Genomic DNA, 16,374 nt, shown 5'->3' with positions numbered 1-16,374 from the left:
ATCAAAGCTGTTGGAGATTGGAAACGCCTTTGAACAGATCAATCAACGTAAATATGAGCTTGTATTTTTAAGGAAGGTATTTCAAATTCGCAAACATAGCAGTCCTCCGTTTTTTGTTAAGCATAACAAAAGTAAAATGGAGAGATCATTCGTTTTGGACTGTCTATTTTCCTTTTTTATCAGATTTGTATAAGCATTTTCCTCTTTAAGCTTATTTTTTGAGTTGTTTTTTTATCCGTGTTACGGTGAATAATGTAGTAAACAGCAGGAAAAAAATGATACGAATGCTGTTGATCGATTTTAACCACTACTGCACATGATAAAATAGGAGGAATTAGACACATGGCAAAAGAACAAGCTTTACCAGCAGTCGAAACACGTCTCTATATTAATGGCAAATGGGTGGAAGGCTCAGAAGGAACCAAACCAGTAACAAATCCGGCAACAGGAGAAACATTGGTTGAGGTTCATGTCGGAGGCGAAAAGGAAGTTCACGCGGCAATTGAAGCGGCGAACAACGCGTTTCCTGAATGGTCGCGGACATCTGCGGCTGAACGAGCGAAATTAATGAATAAAATGGCTGATCTTGTGGAAGAAGACGCGGATCGCTTAGCGACGATCATGACAATGGAGCAGGGAAAGCCTTTGACGCAGGCAAAAGGTGAGATTCAAACGAATGTGGAGAATCTTCGCTGGAACGCGGCAGAAGGACAACGATTATTAGGTGAAATCGTTCCATCCCCAGTGACCAATCAATGGCAGGTACGCAAGCAGGCGGTGGGTGTCGTGGGCGCTATCACTCCATGGAATTTTCCATCGAATATGATTATTCGGAAGATTTCTCCAGCGATCGCTGCTGGCTGTACGGTGATTTTGAAGCCGTCGAAGGAAACGCCGCTATCTGCCTTAGCGTTGATGGAATTGTTTGATCAGGCGGGGTTTCCTGATGGCGTGGTAAACATCGTCTTAGGTGATTCTTCTACGATTGGACCAATTCTTTCAGAATCTGAAGACGTACAAAAGATCACCTTCACTGGTTCAACTGGAGTTGGTCAAAAGCTAAACGAACAAGCAGCGCCAACGTTGAAAAATGTTTCAATGGAATTAGGCGGACATGCGCCATATATCATTTTCCCTGACGCAGACATTGAACGGGCAGTGGAAACATTGATTCAAACTAAGTTCATCAACAATGGTCAGGTCTGCACTTCACCAAATCGAATCTTTATCCACAAGGATATCAAAGATGAAGTAACGAATCGTATCGTGGAAGCGATCAAAGAAGTAACAGTCGGAAACGGATTAGAAGATCCAACAGTAGGACCCCTGATCAATCAAGCTGGCGTCGAAAAGGTTGTTGAACAATTGAAGGATGCGACGGATAAGGGCGCAAAAATCTTAGCTGGCGGTCATAAGCTGGATAAAGGCGAGTATGCTGATGGGAATTTCTTTGAACCAACTGTCTTAGATGGTGTCACAAAAGAAATGAATATCTTTTATGAAGAAACCTTTGGTCCGGTGATTCCGTTGATTACCTTTGAGGATGAGGAAAAAGTCATTGAAGACGCAAATGATACAGAATTTGGATTGGCATCTTATTTCTTCTCAACCAATATCCATACAGTGGAAAATGTCAGCAGTAAATTACAATATGGCATGGTCGGCGTCAATGATACCTCTATTTCCAATTCGGCGACACCATTTGGCGGAGTAAAACACTCAGGATTTGGTCGTGAAAATGGCACGTATGGAGTCGAGGAATATGTGAACGTCAAATTTGTCAACATTCGTACGGCTAAATAATCAAATAGTAATAAAAAGAGTGATCCTTTTCTTAGGATCACTCTTTTTTGTCATATATTAAGTTATATAAAAAGGAAGAAGCGAAAAATTCTTAGTAATTAATAAAAATAATAATTACAGAATTTATTTTATATTATCCGTAATTATCATTAATTCAAACGGAACAAAAAAAATTTAACTATTAGTTTCTAAAAAAATTTATTTTTATTTTAAAAAGTGAATTAAATAACTTTGCTTATTTGTCATGAAGCCATTACAAAGAGCTGTATGAGCTGTTCGATAACACTCTCTTTTTTTAAGAAGGCAAAAGCAGAGAAGTCTTTTATCAGTTACCATTATTATACAGCAAGACAATGGATAAAACGAAGCAATATTTTATTTTTGTGATATTGCTTGGCTTTTTCTTTTGTCGGACAAAAAAGCTAAAGGAGGGGAAATGAGCGAGTTTTAGTGCTTTAAAAAATGAGTTTATCAGCATGGCACAAAAGGGGTTTTGTTTCATGCACCAAGGACTGCTAGTTTTTTAGAAGTCGGAGTTGGTGGGGATAAGCATAGGAGTTAGTGAAGAGGGTGATAGTATGAATTTTAGAGATATTTTAGGGGTAAGCAATCTGCGGCATCTGCGTTTGGTTGAATTGCTTTACGCGTGCCGCATTGGTCTATCAAGTGATCAATTACTTGAAGAATTGGAATGCTCATTATCTGTATTATTAAAGGACGTTAAGCTGATCAATAGCCAGCAAGACGCTTTTCGTATTGTAAAATATAAAGGACTTTATCAGCTGCAAATCAAATCGCATGTCAGTATCAATCGACTATATGCCGACACGATCCAGCAATCGCCGGAGTTTCAAATTATTGAGGAACTGCTGTATGAAGAGTGCGAGAATATTATCGATCTGTCGAAGAAGCTTTTTTTGAGTCCATCGAAGACCCAACGGAATCTGAAGAAGATTGAGAGTGTCTTGTTGAAAACAGGTATCACCTTGCAATACCGTCCGTTACGTTTGGAGGGGAATGAAAGTGTGATTCGACACATGTATTACCGCTATTTCATTGAAAAATCAGACCGTTTGGACTCGTTGTATCGGGATTTAAAAGAGTTCCAGATCAAAGCCATCACGGAATTGGTGAATCAATTCATCCAAGTGAATAAACTAGAGGATAATTACATTTCTCGTAAACGTTTAGGCTATAACATGTATATCAGCTTGTGGCGGATTAAAAATGGACATTATTATCCAACCTTAGAACTGGATAGTGATCTGATGCTGCCGGAAAGACAAATTTTAGATGCCTTCAAACGAATGGCGCTGGAGGTCTTTCGCGTGAAGCTGTCTTCGGACAAAATCAAGGATTGTCTATGGTTGTCGTACGCGGATGTGGTGGTTGCCAGCAAGACGCAATTGAACAGTGCACTAAGAAGAGAAGATGAGTACGCGAGCTATTATTATCGTCACTTAGAACTAGTGGAGGAGTTCGATAGCTTATTGAATTTTTCATTGGGCAATGACAAAAAACAGGAATTGGCGATCGTTTTGATGAACGAGCATCGGATTTATGAGCCGGATGGACAGCTGATTGATATTTTATTCCGTCAGCGGAGAATCTTTTTAGATAAATTGTCTGAGACCCATGACCAAGCTGTCAAAAAGGTAAAGAAAATTGTGGATCATTTTGTCCGACGTTATCAGATCTACCAAGAAGAGGATTTTATCTGGAATTACGTATATCTTTTGATAACAATGGTTCCTCAAAGTCTGACATTGTTGGCGAGCTGTGATCGACCATTGAAGCTGCTGCTATTGTCTGAGTTATCACCGACAGAGGAATTTTTTTTAGGCAGTCAAATCGAGAATCAAATTTACGGGAATTTTGAAGTTCATTATGTAGAGAAAAAATTGACCAATGTGAACATCAATCGTTCAGAGTTAGAAAAATATGATGCACTGATTACTTCAAGCAGTGTGGAAGAAGTACCGGAGGAATATCCGACTGTTGTCATTGATCCATTTTTGACGAATCAAGATGTGTATCAATTGCAGCAGCTAGTTAGCAAATTAGCCGGATGAAAGGGTACGTTTCCACCCAATAGAGGGCGTGGCTTAGACGACCACAAAAGCCCTAAAGAAAAAGGCAGCGAGGAAAGCGACTAGCTTTCTTGGCTGCCTATTTGTGAATTAGTTTCTTTTGCAGTTTAATAATTTTGATAGGCAGAGATTACTTCTTAACCAGATGCGAGACAGGTGGTTTAGCCTAATCGTATGTGCAGCGAGAATTAGTTTTTTTTCGTAACTGAATTATCCATTTAGATGAGTTTTTTGTTTTTGTCATAAATCTTCGTTTCTTGCGGATTTTTTTGCGGATTATCTGTGAGTTGATTCAGGATTTTATAGGCGTGGCTGAAATTTTTCGCATCGACTTTATCAAAGAATTGCCGGCCTAGTTTTTCAAATTCTTTGGCTAAACGCTCTTCATTCGTAGGAATTTCATATTTAGGGTTTATAATCGTCACCTCTTCCAAAAGACAAACACGTCAGTTCTACACATTTATCTTAACATGGTTAATTGAAGCGGGAAAATCTGGTTACAATAAAAAATCGTTAAAGAAGGGCCATGATTGCCTTCCTTAACGATATTTTTTCACGTTTTTTAGTCTTGTTGATTGTGTGGTAGTCCGAAACGGTTTCTTGAAGCGTTTTGGCAAGATAAGTGAGATTAATTCAAACGGTGTAGCTAATACAGTCCAAGCGACTTGACGGGCGCTTGGATGGAAATAGTAAACCTGCATCAATACAAAATGGAGCAGTAATAATCCTGGCAATAACTGAAGTCCAATCTGCCATACCGCATCCCATTGGGTGAAGTAACGCAGGATACTCAAGCCTAACGGATACAAGTAAAATAGTGAAGTTACGATATTTACCCGCCAGCTTTTAGTCAATAAACGAATATTTAATAGGAAAAAAAGTGCGGAAAGAACGACACCGATTGGCGGAAATAAACTGACTAACAAGGAATAGAGGGCCCCGAAAACTAAGATTCCTGGTCCTTTGATCAAGGCGGAAACAAGGATCAATCCACCGATTAATAGCAATTGCTGCTTGATTGTTGCGATACATAGCAGGGCAAAAAGTGCTAAAATCGCCCAATGCCAAAAGCTGCTTAGTGGTTCCTTATCAGGATAGCGTTGTTTCAGATAACGCGCGGCATTTGGAAACTCCTTTTGAAAATCAGGCATACACTCACCTCTCTCTAAATAGTAACTTACAACGCTTATTATAGAGAGAATATTTGAAGGAGACATCCGACTTTCGGCGGATTTTCTGTGGGATTTAGACGGAGTATTTTTTTAACTATAAGGAAAGAATAAAATTTTCACATGATTAAGTCGCTTTACAGCAGGCGTATTCATGTCCGGCTTCACGAACTAGCTTTTCTACGCATACAGTTACTCTAAACTCCGTTAAGCAGAACTAACATTTCGGCAATAAGCAAAAATATTTCTAAATTTGAGAAGCACCAGGTAGGTACCAATCAACATCAGTTCTCTTCGAACACTGTGTTTCTTGGCAATTTAGAAATATTTTGGTCTTATTGCTGAGACACACAGCGACTGCTTGCAGAGCTGATGTGGAACAGTACCTACCTGATGCTCAAAAGATGGGCGAGTTTTCTCAATGAAGTTTCGCTTGACCTGAAATGCGTCCCATAGTTTATGTTACTCTTATGAGGACGAATAAATAGAGGGAGATGACTAAAATGAGTATAAAAATGATTGCAGTTGATATGGACGGAACCTTTTTAGATGATCAAAAAGAATACAATCGGGAGCGATTTGATCGGATTTTCCAACAAATGAAGGAAAAGGAGATAAAATTTGTTGTTGCCAGCGGGAATCAGTACGATCAGCTAAAAAGCTTTTTCCCTGAGAATCATGCAGAAATGTCCTTCGTTTCGGAAAATGGAGCCAATATCATTGTTGAAGGGACGCATTACTACAATGCACGACTAGCAATGGATATAGTGTTGGAAACATTGAAGGAAATCAACGCACTGCAACCGATTGTTCTAGTCGTTTGCGGCAAAAAAAGTGCCTATGTTTCAAAAGATATTCCAGATGATGTGTTTCGCATCGTCAAATTTTATTATCCAAGTATAAAAAAACTTGAGCGGCTGGGAGATGTCGCAAATCAAGAGGATGAAATATTCAAATTTGCCTTGACCTTTTCTAATATTGGCATTGAGGAGAAGCTGGCCGCTTTGGAAGAAGTGTTGGCAGATCAAATGATTCCAGTGTCTAGTGGGCATGGTGACATTGACTTGATTATTCCTGGCGTTCATAAGGCCAATGGGTTAGCAAAATTAAGCAACGAGTGGGGCATCGCACCTACTGAGATCGCAGCTTTTGGTGATAGCGGCAATGATATCGAAATGCTGGAATATGCCGGTTTGAGTTATGCAATGGAAAATGCTCAGGAAAAAGTCAAACAAGCTTCAAAGGAAGTGATTGGTTCGAATAATCAAGAGGGAGTTTTGGAGATGATGGAGCAATTATTGCGCGCTTAAATAAAAGTATATGAGTATACTTTTTAGCAAATAATTACTCCCCAGCGAATCAACTGCCAGTATTGCTTTTTGATCGTACAATTTGAAAAGTGAGTAAATCATTATCTTAGAAAGGGTTTACAAAGCTGTGAGAATGTGATAACTTGAAATTGTAATTAAGGATTGTTATTAGTTCGGCTAAGCATGACCGGTTTACCAAAGTCCATGGAGACTTTGCGTAAATGGGTCTTTTTTTGTTTATTTATTCGAGAAAGGAGAGAAAAAAATGGATTTATTGAGTCCAGTAACAGGAGAATTAAAAGCGATTGAATCTGTAGATGATGAGGTGTTTTCAGCGAAGATACTGGGTGATGGCGTGGCGATATCGCCCATGGAACAACGAATCACTGCTCCAGTGGCTGCAGAAGTAACAGCGGTGTTTCCCACAGGGCATGCGATTGGGTTGAGAACGAAGGATGGTGTAGAGATCCTATTGCATTTAGGAGTTGATACAGTGGAACTTGATGGGAAATTTTTCCAGAGTAAGGTCAAAGTAAATCAGTGGGTACACGCCGGCGATTTGTTAGTTGAAATGGATTACTCAAGTATTCATGAAGCGGGCTATGATACGGACGTCATGGTGATCATTACAAATGCGGCTGGAAAAGTCATTGAAAAAAAATCTTTGCTAAAAAAAGTTAATGAAGCAACCCCCATTTTGACGATAAAGTAGGTGGAATCATGATCATAAAACGAGTGCTCAATAATAATACGATCATTAGTTTGGACCAAAATGGAGCAGAAATAATCGTCAAAGGAAAAGGAATTGCTTTCGGAAAAAAGCCTGGTCAGGAGGCCGATGAAAGCAAAACGGAAAAAGTATTTACATTGGACACCAAGGAAACAATTCGCCAATACCAAGATATAATCATGGAAATTTCGGATGATATCATTGAGTTAACTGAAGAAATTATTGAAGTCATAAAAAATGGTACCAAAAAAACGATCAACGATAAAATTCATATCACTTTGACCGATCATATTTCGAATCTTTTGGAGCGAATGGCTTTAGGGATTACTTTCGACAGCTCGCTTTTATGGAATGTGCAGGCGTTATATCCTGAAGAATACCAATTAGCTGTAAAAGCAGTCGCGATGATCAAGGAGCATGTTGATTTGTCCATTCCTAGTGATGAAGCGAATTTTATCGCGATCCATATTGTTAATTCAGAAATGGATCTTGAAATTCAAGAAACCGTAGGAATTACAGAGACGATCAATCAAGTGATGAATGTGATTGAGGAGGACATGGACGCCCGTATAGCACTAGAGCATTCTGATCTTGACAGGGCAAGATTTGTTTTACATCTACGCTTCTTGCTGCAACGAATCGTTCAAGACGGGATGCTGCAATATGATAAAAGCGACCACATGATGGAGATGTTGATGAAGGAATACCCTCAACAAGCTGCCTGTGTGACGAAAATTATGCAAGTTATCTCTGAGAAGTATCAAAAGGAAATTGAGGGTGAACGACTATTTCTAATGATACATGTCATTCGTTTAACAACCGCAAAAGAAATTCGCGGATAAAAAATAAAGGAGGAAAAAATATTTTGTACTGGATGGTTACGGGAGCGGCCGGCTAGACCTTTTATTTTAATCAAATAAAATAAATGGAGGTACATGAAAATGAATTATCAAGAAACGGCACCACAAATTATTGCTGCAATCGGAGGGAATGAGAATATCGACAATGTAACACATTGTATGACTCGTTTACGGTTTGTGTTGAAGGACGACGCAAAAGCTGACGATGAAAAGGTAAAGTCTGTTGATGGCGTCATGGGGGTTACGAGAAAAGCGGGGCAATATCAACTAATCATTGGTCCAACTGTAACAAATCTTTATGATGTAGTTACCAAATTATTACCAGCGGCCGGTGAAGAAGAAAGCGATGAACACACAGCCAAAGGTAGAAAAGATGGAAAAGCAATTTTTAATCAAGTATTAGATTATCTTTCTGGTTCCTTAACACCATTGATCCCGATTCTGTTAGTAGCGTCTTTATGCAAAACGGTTGGGGTTGTATTAGGACCTTCAATGCTGAGTGTGGTTACAGAGAAAAGTGACATATATCAGTTGTTTACCTTTGTAGGAGACGCGGGATTTTATTTCTTGCCGGTTTTTATTGGCTGGTCTGCCTCTCGAAAATTAAAAACCAGTATTCCAATCGGGATGCTATTAGGGGCTGTGCTGCTCTATCCAAGTTTTATGCAAATGGCCGAGGATGGTGTTAAATTCTCTGTTTATGGTCTACCTACGATGTTGCAAAATTATTCAAGTACAGTATTGCCGATGATTTTGACGATTGCAGCGATGAGTTTTGTAGAAAAATTTTGGAAAAAATTCACTCCAGATGTGTTAAAGGTGTTCATGATTCCTTTTGGGACCTTGCTAGTGATGATTCCGCTGACGCTGGTAGTCTTTGGTCCGTTGGGTGGTTTTATCGGCGTATATATTGGTGAAGCATTGATTGCGCTGAATACTTTTGCTCGACCGTTAGCTGTTTGTGTCGTTGGAGCAACATTTGCCTTTATTGTGATGACAGGGATGCATCCGGTCTTATTCACTTATTTATTTACGACCTTTCCTACTCTAGGCTACGATAATTTCTTGATGCCAGGAATTTTAGCGTCTTCTTGGGCAGCAACAGGTGTCGCGTTGGCGTGTGTCTTTAAGTTTAAATCAAAGGAAAAAAAGACGTTGACGTTTGGTTATATCATTACTTGGTTTTTAGGCGGAGTAGGTGAGCCGTTGTTGTATGGATTAAATGTTCCTTATAAAACACCGTTTGTCGCAGGTGTCATCTCAGGAGCGATCACTGGTTTGGTTGCGGGCATATTGAATTTGACAGGACATGTGTTGAACATTTCGAATGGTATTTATGGGTTAGCGGGATTTGTTGGAGGCAGTACGTACAACTATATCGTATTAGGAGTAACTGTCGCAGTTGGCTTGATTTCTGGTTTTGTTGTAATGCTGTTCTTTAAACTTGATGAAGGGACCGTGAAAGACTAATGTATTTTTCGACTGAAAAAGTAACCCAAAGAATCTTCCGTATTCGAACGGCTTTTGAGGTATGCGCCTATTATATCCAAGGAGAAAAGAGCGGTGCGTTATTAGATACGGGACTAGGCTGTGGAGATTTAAAGAGCTTTGTTGATGATTTAGCGACTACGGAGTATACAGTTATCTTATCGCATGGGCACTGCGATCATGCGGGAGGAAGCAGTCAATTTGAGGAGGTCTATTTAAGTCCTCTAGATGAGGAGCTGGAAAAGAAACACTGTTCCAAAGCTTTTCGGATTCAAGAGATTCAGGCAGCGCCCACACCGCTTCCACAAACATGGCGCTCGGAACAGGTATTGCCGCAACGGACAAGCGGATTCAAACAATTGACAGAAGAAATGGTCTTCGATTTGGGAGGAGTAACGATCGAGCTTATGCTGGTTCCAGGCCATACTAAAGGCATGATGGTCTTTTTAATACCAGAAGAAGAGGTAGCTGTTTTTGGGGATGCTTGCGGCGAAAACACGTTGATTTGTTTTCCAGAAAGTGTTTCGATCGCTGAGCATTATAAGGCCTTGAACAAATTGAAGCAATGGGATGGTCGCTACAATAGAATCATTCGAAATCATGGAACTTTTGAATCAGCGATTCATTTATTGGATAATAATATAGAACTTTGCGAAAAAATTTTAGCAGCTTCCGACGCTCGCCTTCCTATTGAGGTTCACGGAGTAAAGGCATTCGCTGCCAAGGATCGAAGTCGAGAAATGACTGAAAAAGAACAAACCGGAAACATTGTTTACACTTTGGATAAGCTGTAAGGATTTTTTAAGTCGATCTACTATTATTGAGAGAGGCTGCGTGTGAAACGCTGAATATTCGAAAAAGCAGATGTGACAAAAGTAAATGTCATATTTGCTTTTTTGTTTTCAAACCATTTTCGTATTTAAAGCTATATACATAATAAAAATAGAAAAGTGAAAGCTCTCATGTTTGTATGTCTTTAGTTTGTTTTAAATACTGTGTTAAAATAGGTTGATTCTAAATGGATTTTGAAGATAAGAGTGAAGGATTTAGGAGGACTACACATGATTTTTGATTCTCACACGCATTTGAATGCGGAACAATTTGAAAATGAGATTCCAGAGACAGTTGAACGGGCGCGTGAACTTGGCGTGACAGAAATGGCTGTAGTTGGTTTTGATACACCGACGATTGAAAAAAGCTTGGAGCTGAACCAGCAATACGAAGGAATTTATTCCATCATCGGCTGGCATCCGACAGAAGCGGGCAGCTACACGAAAGCGATCGAAGAAGACTTGATTAAGAAATTAACGTTGCCAAAGGTTGTGGCGTTAGGCGAGATTGGGCTGGATTATTACTGGATGGAAGATCCAAAGGAAGTTCAAGCTAAAGTTTTCCGTCGTCAAATCGCGATTGCAAAAGAAATGAATTTACCTATCAGCATCCATACTCGCGATGCGCTGGAAGATACGTATAAGATTTTAAAGGAAGAAGATATTCGCGACATCGGCGGCATCATGCACAGCTTTAGCGGCAGCGGCGAATGGGCGAAGCGCTTCTTAGATTTAGGAATGCATGTCTCTTTTTCTGGGGTTGTGACCTTTAAGAAGGCCTTAGATGTTCAAGAGGCGGCAGCGGTGGTACCGATGGATAAATTATTAGTAGAGACCGACGCTCCTTATTTAGCACCAATGCCTTATCGCGGGAAACGCAATGAACCCGGCTATACCCGTTATATTGTAGAAAAAATCGCGGAACTTCGGAATTTACCAATGGAAGAAGTAGCCCGGCAAACGACGGAAAATGCACACCGCTTATTCAGGATCAAAGCCAATGGATAACAAACAGAAGGAAAAAATTGAAGAAATCATCGTAGTCGAAGGCAAAGACGATACCAAACGTTTGAAGGAAGTTTTTGATGTGGATACGATCGAGACTCGCGGTTCGGCCATCAATGAAAATATCCTAGAACAAATAGAACATGCTCAAGAAACCCGGGGAGTGATTGTGTTTACTGATCCTGATTTTTCCGGTGAGAAGATTCGCAAGACAATCATGGAGGCGATCCCCGATGCCCAGCACGCCTTCCTATCCAGAAGAATGGCGGCACCGCAAAAGCGCGGGGCAAGTCTTGGGGTGGAGCACGCCAGCGATGAAGCGATCATCGACGCGCTGCACAAGGTTGTCACTCCCGCTGAGGGCGATCAACCAAAAATAGCTAGACAAACGCTGTTGGATTATGGTTTAATAGCGGGAGCTCAAGCCCGTGAACGGCGGGAACGTTTAGGGGATGAGCTGAAGATTGGCTATACCAACGCCAAACAATTGGAAAAACGTTTAACGATGTTTCGGATCACCGAAGCACAATTGCATGAGGCTATGAAGAAAGTTGAGGAAACCTCTTGAACAATTATAAAGACATTGCAACACCTTCTAGAACGAGAGAAATTTTGCAAAAGCATGGCTTCTCCTTCAAGAAGAGTCTCGGTCAGAACTTTTTGACCGAACCAAATATTTTACAAAAAATCGTCGCTACAGCGGAAATTGATAAACACACCAACGTAATTGAAGTCGGTCCAGGGATCGGTGCACTGACTGAACACTTAGCTCGTGCGGCTCACCAAGTCTTGGCCTTTGAGATTGATGATCGTTTGATCCCCGTGTTAGAAGATACCTTAAGTCCCTATGACAATATTAGCGTCGTGCACAACGACATTTTAAAGGTGGACCTGAAAAAAGAAACCGAGTATTTTGATCAAACGCTGCCGATCAAAGTCGTGGCGAATCTGCCGTATTATATTACGACACCGATTATGATGCACATCTTAGAATCAGATTTGGCTGTTGATGAGATGGTGGTCATGATGCAGCGAGAAGTCGCTGATCGAATCTCCGCAAAACCGGGAACAAAGGCTTATGGCTCCTTATCGATCGCTGTTCAATATTATATGGAAGCAAGTACGGCCTTCATTGTTCCAAAAACAGTGTTTGTTCCACAGCCGAACGTGGATTCTGCGATTTTACGTTTAGTACGATGCGAAACACCTGCAGTCGAGGTGACAAACGAAGCGGAATTCTTCAAATTGACTAAAGCCGCTTTCAATATGCGCCGTAAAACGTTATGGAACAATTTGTTAAGCAGTTATGGCAGAGACGAATTAACGAAAACTTGGTTGGAAACGAGCTTAGAACAAGCCGAAATCGATCCAAAGCGTCGCGGTGAAACGCTATCTTTAGAAGAATTTGCGAGACTGTCCAATGCCTTGGAAGCGAATAAAAAAAATTAATCAACAAGCGCTCGGATTTTTCTTTTGAGCGCTTGCTTTGTTGTAACTTCTTGGCTTAAAGTTAGTTAAGTAGCCATTTGCGAGTAAAAATGTCATCATGGCAACCAATGCTGTTGGCTTATTGGCATTTTGAAGTTGATTTCTAATGATTACTCACTAATCCATAACAAACAATTCATAAGCTTTTCTAATTAAATACACAGGGAATTTGTCAAATAAAACCGAACTACCCTATAATGAGGTACATAAAATCTTTTTGGAGGACACAATGAAAAAATTCATTATTGGACTATTAGTAGTAGCTGTATTGGGTGTTGGCGGCTACTATGCTTATACGACTTTCTTTACTAGCGAAGAAGCACCAAAGCAAGAAGCTCGGAAAACAACGATCAAAAAAGCAAAAGAACCAGAAAAAGCCGGCGAAGCCATCAAAGCCAGCGACTATAGCAATGCTGATAATTGGCTGGCAAAGCCAACAGAAATCACGAGCCAAGCGGATGTCTTTATGTTGTATCCAACGGCTTACGCACAAAAAAATGAAAATTCATCTCCCGTAGCAAAAATCGATAACCCAACGATGCGTGCTGGAGCGCAAGTATTTCTAGCGACACAAGGTTCAGCCTTTGATACCAGCGGCAATGTTTATGCACCTTATTACCGTCAATTGGATGCAAAATGGCTGCTGACAAAATCTAAAGAAGAACAGGCACAATATACGGATGGTGTTCCTAAAGCAGATGTGATGGCAGCTTTTGATTATTACATCAAACATGAAAACAACAATCGTCCTTTCATTTTAGTGGGACACTCCCAAGGGGCTCGGATGCTCAAAGCCATCATGTATGATTATTTCAAAAATAATCCTGGAGTCAGTGATCGGATGATCGCCGCCTATGTATTAGGTCAATCGGTGACCCAACAAGAAATGAACGACAATCCGCAAGTGAAATTTGCGACAGGACCGGATGATACCGGTGTAGTCATTTCATATAATACGGTTGCGCCAGATTTTACTGGTACTTTGCCAACTTGGGATGAAGGCGCACTAGCGATTAATCCAATTAACTGGAGAACCGATGGCACACCAGCGACAGCTGAAGAAAATCTAGGTTCTTATGTGCGAAATGACAACGGTGATTACTCGAAGGTCATGAATCTTGCAGATGCGACGGTTGATGGAACAAGAGGTCTGGTGGTCTCCTCAACTGTAGATAAAGCCAAATATGAGATGCCGGAAAGTACGCGTAAGATTTTCCCAGCTGGTTCATTCCACAATAATGACATCAGCTTCTATTATTACAATCTGCAGCAAAATGCTGAGAATCGTGAAGCACAATATTTCGCGATGCATCCGCAAGGAACACAAACAACCGATCCAAATCAGCAACCGGCCCAACAAGAACCTCAAGCTATTGATCCGAATCAGCAAACCGTACAATAAAATAAATCAGAAGACGCTGCCTGTCGAAGAAGATAGGCAGCTTTTTTGATCGTGATTAAATGAAGCTTTACTTAGCGGAAAAAAATTGAAAGAAGATTTTTCTCCGCCAAATATTATAAAATGGCGGAGAAAAAGGAGTGGTTGTGGTGAAAGAATTTAATTATCAAACCTTGGAAAAGTTGTCGTTAAGTTATGACTTATTAAATATGTTTACAAAAATTCGTGAGTACAAAGGAAAGCAAGGGCTTTACATCTCTAATAAACCTGAAATTTTAAGCAAACTAACTGATCTAGCATTAATTTAAAGCACAGAAGCATCCAAGAAAATCACTAAATTTCCGAACACCATTGGAAGTATTTTTGAGCTGCATAGATAAAGATATATTGTTTAGCTTAATTTGACAAATCAGAAAATTATATCCTTTTTGTTGGTATGGGTTTATCATGAAAGAAAATGAACCTGGATTTCCTACTACATCTTACGAAGAAAAAGCCGCTTCCCTAAACAGTTTCTCAAGGGTGAGCGGCTTTTAACTATCAATCCAAGCTTTTATCCAAAATAGAGCGTAACACGGTTTCTCTTAGCTCGATTGTGTTTACGTTATTTTCGATCTCGTAGCTTTGAACAAGTAAATCACACAAATATAACTGGGAGATTTTACCTGCCAGTGAAGCGCCGTCCAAAAATTCATCGATCGCTGTTTGCAGGACAACGTCAGCTAATTGGGCGATAGGTGACAGTTGGTAATTGGTAATGGCGATGATCTTCGCATGATTTTTCTTAGCGATATTCAAAGAATCATGGGTGTCTTTTGTTCGACCAGACAAGGAGAAGCCGATCACTAAATCCTTTTCGGTAAGCAGAGAAGCGATTTGTGCTTGGAAATGAGGATCGATCACTGAGCGTGATTGGACGCCGACGCGCAGCAGCATTGCTTCTAGATCATTTCCAGTATTGCCGCTAGAGCCTACGCCAAAGATATAGATTTGATTGGCTTCGGTAATCATCTGGACAGCCTGTTTAAGCTTATTATTATCCAAACGTTGATTCGTGGTTTTTAAAGCTTTGTCGATGGTCTTAGTACGTTTATCAAAAAAATCAGATTCCTGTGAATCTTCCTGCTGTTTGCTGAAATCTTCTTTAGCGATGGCGATCTTTAAATCTGAAAAGCCAGAAAAGCCAATTTTTTGGCAAAAACGCATAATCGTTCCATCGCCAACAGTTGCGGCTTCCCTGATGTCGCTCATGGTGCTGTGAACGATTTTTTCACCGCTGGATAAAATATAGTCAGCAATTTTTTTTTCGGATTTTGTTAGGGTCGCATATTTTTCTTGAATTGTATATGAAATGGTCATTCTTTCTCCTTTTTCCTCTCAGTTGTCATCTTCGATTATACGTCAAAAAACTTTTTTTTTCATTTTCTATTTACATTTTTGAAAGCGCATGCTATATTTTTGGAGTAATAATCCAAAATAATTTAAAAACGGAGTGAAAACGGAGCGTGAAAAAAAAAGAGTTTTTAAGTATTATGAAAGGCGGCTTGATTGTTTCCTGTCAAGCTTTGCCAGGAGAACCGTTGTATACAAAAGAGGGGGGGATCATGCCATTAATGGCTTTAGCGGCAAAAGAAGCAGGAGCAGTTGGGATTCGAGCGAATACCGTCAGAGATATTCAGCAAATACAAGAAAAAGTTGATTTGCCGATTATTGGAATTATCAAACAGACCTATCCAAATTCTGACGTTTTTATCACACCTACGATGAAAGAGGTCGATGCGTTAGCGGAAACGAATGTAGAGGTGATTGCCCTTGATTGTACTTTGCGTGAACGTCCCGATGGCCAGACAACGAATCAATTGATTAAACAAATCAAAGAGAAATATCCTAATCAACTTTTGATGGCCGATATTTCAACCTTTGAAGAAGGGGTTAATGCTTGGCAAGCAGGTGTCGACTTTGTTGGTACAACGTTAAGAGGGTATACCCAAGCTGATTCGATCTCAACCAGTGATTTAGTAAAAGCCTTGGTTGATGAGGGAATTCATGTGATTGCGGAAGGACAAATTCATACACCAGAGGAGGCAAAAAGGATTCAGGATTTAGGCGCTGTGGGCGTTGTTGTTGGCGGAGCGATTACTAGACCGAAGGAAATTGCGACGCGTTTTATTCAAGCATTGATGAATGAAGAATAAGGAGGAT

The 16,374-nt window shown here is 40.2% G+C and carries 16 protein-coding genes and 1 pseudogene; 14 read left to right on the top strand and 3 right to left on the bottom strand.

Annotated features, from left to right (window positions below):
- The first annotated feature begins 342 nt into the window (after positions 1 to 342).
- Together OMU_RS16955 and OMU_RS16950 are read left to right on the top strand one after the other, a co-directional pair.
- Entirely contained in the window at positions 343 to 1,803 is a 1,461-nt protein-coding gene (locus OMU_RS16955) for an NAD-dependent succinate-semialdehyde dehydrogenase (RefSeq protein WP_016181095.1), read from the top strand.
- Positions 1,804 to 2,381: 578 nt separating this feature from the next.
- Positions 2,382 to 3,875 (top strand): AcpB/EbpR/MafR family transcriptional regulator, encoded by a 1,494-nt coding sequence (locus OMU_RS16950; protein WP_016181094.1) that lies wholly within the window; start codon positions 2,382 to 2,384, stop codon positions 3,873 to 3,875.
- A gap of 236 nt (positions 3,876 to 4,111) precedes the next feature.
- On the opposite strand, the gene OMU_RS16945 is transcribed toward OMU_RS16950, so the two are convergent.
- Both OMU_RS16945 and OMU_RS16940 read right to left on the bottom strand, forming a co-directional pair.
- Positions 4,112 to 4,318 (bottom strand): hypothetical protein, encoded by a 207-nt coding sequence (locus OMU_RS16945; protein WP_225844237.1) that lies wholly within the window; start codon positions 4,316 to 4,318, stop codon positions 4,112 to 4,114.
- Between the two features lie 114 nt (positions 4,319 to 4,432).
- Positions 4,433 to 5,044 carry a hypothetical protein gene (locus OMU_RS16940; RefSeq protein WP_016181093.1) on the bottom strand — a complete coding sequence of 204 codons (612 nt, stop codon included), beginning with the start codon at positions 5,042 to 5,044 and terminating at the stop codon, positions 4,433 to 4,435.
- A gap of 521 nt (positions 5,045 to 5,565) precedes the next feature.
- Between OMU_RS16940 and OMU_RS16935 the strand changes: the two genes are divergently transcribed.
- From OMU_RS16935 to OMU_RS24115, 11 genes and pseudogenes are all read left to right on the top strand, one after another.
- The gene (locus tag OMU_RS16935; RefSeq protein ID WP_016181092.1) at positions 5,566 to 6,372 is read left to right on the top strand and encodes a Cof-type HAD-IIB family hydrolase; all 807 of its coding nucleotides are present in this window, start codon (positions 5,566 to 5,568) and stop codon (positions 6,370 to 6,372) included.
- A 265-nt stretch (positions 6,373 to 6,637) separates the two neighbouring features.
- Positions 6,638 to 7,084: a PTS sugar transporter subunit IIA gene (locus OMU_RS16930; protein ID WP_016181091.1), complete on the top strand. Its 447-nt coding sequence runs from the start codon at positions 6,638 to 6,640 to the stop codon at positions 7,082 to 7,084.
- 8 nt (positions 7,085 to 7,092) lie between these two features.
- Positions 7,093 to 7,944: a PRD domain-containing protein gene (locus tag OMU_RS16925; RefSeq protein WP_016181090.1), complete on the top strand. Its 852-nt coding sequence runs from the start codon at positions 7,093 to 7,095 to the stop codon at positions 7,942 to 7,944.
- A gap of 99 nt (positions 7,945 to 8,043) precedes the next feature.
- A complete protein-coding gene (locus OMU_RS16920) occupies positions 8,044 to 9,432 on the top strand; it encodes a PTS transporter subunit EIIC (protein ID WP_016181089.1) in 1,389 nt (462 codons plus the stop codon).
- Entirely contained in the window at positions 9,432 to 10,244 is an 813-nt protein-coding gene (locus OMU_RS16915) for an MBL fold metallo-hydrolase (RefSeq protein ID WP_016181088.1), read from the top strand. Before OMU_RS16920 ends, OMU_RS16915 begins: the two co-directional genes overlap by 1 nt.
- 267 nt (positions 10,245 to 10,511) lie before the next feature.
- Positions 10,512 to 11,288, top strand: a complete 777-nt coding sequence (locus OMU_RS16910; protein ID WP_016181087.1) for a TatD family hydrolase — start codon at positions 10,512 to 10,514, stop codon at positions 11,286 to 11,288.
- The gene (gene rnmV, locus OMU_RS16905; RefSeq protein ID WP_016181086.1) at positions 11,281 to 11,853 is read left to right on the top strand and encodes a ribonuclease M5; all 573 of its coding nucleotides are present in this window, start codon (positions 11,281 to 11,283) and stop codon (positions 11,851 to 11,853) included. The genes OMU_RS16910 and rnmV overlap by 8 nt, the downstream gene beginning before the upstream one ends.
- On the top strand, positions 11,850 to 12,734 hold the full coding sequence (rsmA, locus tag OMU_RS16900; RefSeq protein WP_016181085.1) for a 16S rRNA (adenine(1518)-N(6)/adenine(1519)-N(6))-dimethyltransferase RsmA: 885 nt from the start codon (positions 11,850 to 11,852) through the stop codon (positions 12,732 to 12,734). Before rnmV ends, rsmA begins: the two co-directional genes overlap by 4 nt.
- Before the next feature lie 268 nt (positions 12,735 to 13,002).
- Entirely contained in the window at positions 13,003 to 14,175 is a 1,173-nt protein-coding gene (locus tag OMU_RS16895; protein WP_016181084.1) for a DUF3089 domain-containing protein, read from the top strand.
- 146 nt (positions 14,176 to 14,321) lie between these two features.
- Positions 14,322 to 14,480: a hypothetical protein gene (locus tag OMU_RS23195; RefSeq protein WP_167584862.1), complete on the top strand. Its 159-nt coding sequence runs from the start codon at positions 14,322 to 14,324 to the stop codon at positions 14,478 to 14,480.
- Positions 14,479 to 14,577 (top strand): annotated as a pseudogene (locus OMU_RS24115) (IS30 family transposase); the annotation flags it as partial. The gene OMU_RS23195 and the pseudogene OMU_RS24115, both read left to right, overlap by 2 nt.
- 135 nt (positions 14,578 to 14,712) lie before the next feature.
- On the opposite strand, the gene OMU_RS16890 reads toward OMU_RS24115, so the two are convergent.
- Complete coding sequence (locus OMU_RS16890; protein ID WP_016181082.1) at positions 14,713 to 15,531, bottom strand: MurR/RpiR family transcriptional regulator; 819 nt, start codon at positions 15,529 to 15,531, stop codon at positions 14,713 to 14,715.
- Between the two features lie 146 nt (positions 15,532 to 15,677).
- Between OMU_RS16890 and OMU_RS16885 the strand changes: the two genes are divergently transcribed.
- Complete coding sequence (locus OMU_RS16885) at positions 15,678 to 16,367, top strand: N-acetylmannosamine-6-phosphate 2-epimerase (protein ID WP_016181081.1); 690 nt, start codon at positions 15,678 to 15,680, stop codon at positions 16,365 to 16,367.
- The last annotated feature ends 7 nt before the right edge of the window (positions 16,368 to 16,374 follow it).

Source organism: Enterococcus avium ATCC 14025 (genome assembly GCF_000406965.1).
Taxonomy (GTDB): Bacteria; Bacillota; Bacilli; order Lactobacillales; family Enterococcaceae; genus Enterococcus_A; species Enterococcus_A avium.
This window is presented reverse-complemented; position numbering and strand designations above follow the sequence as displayed.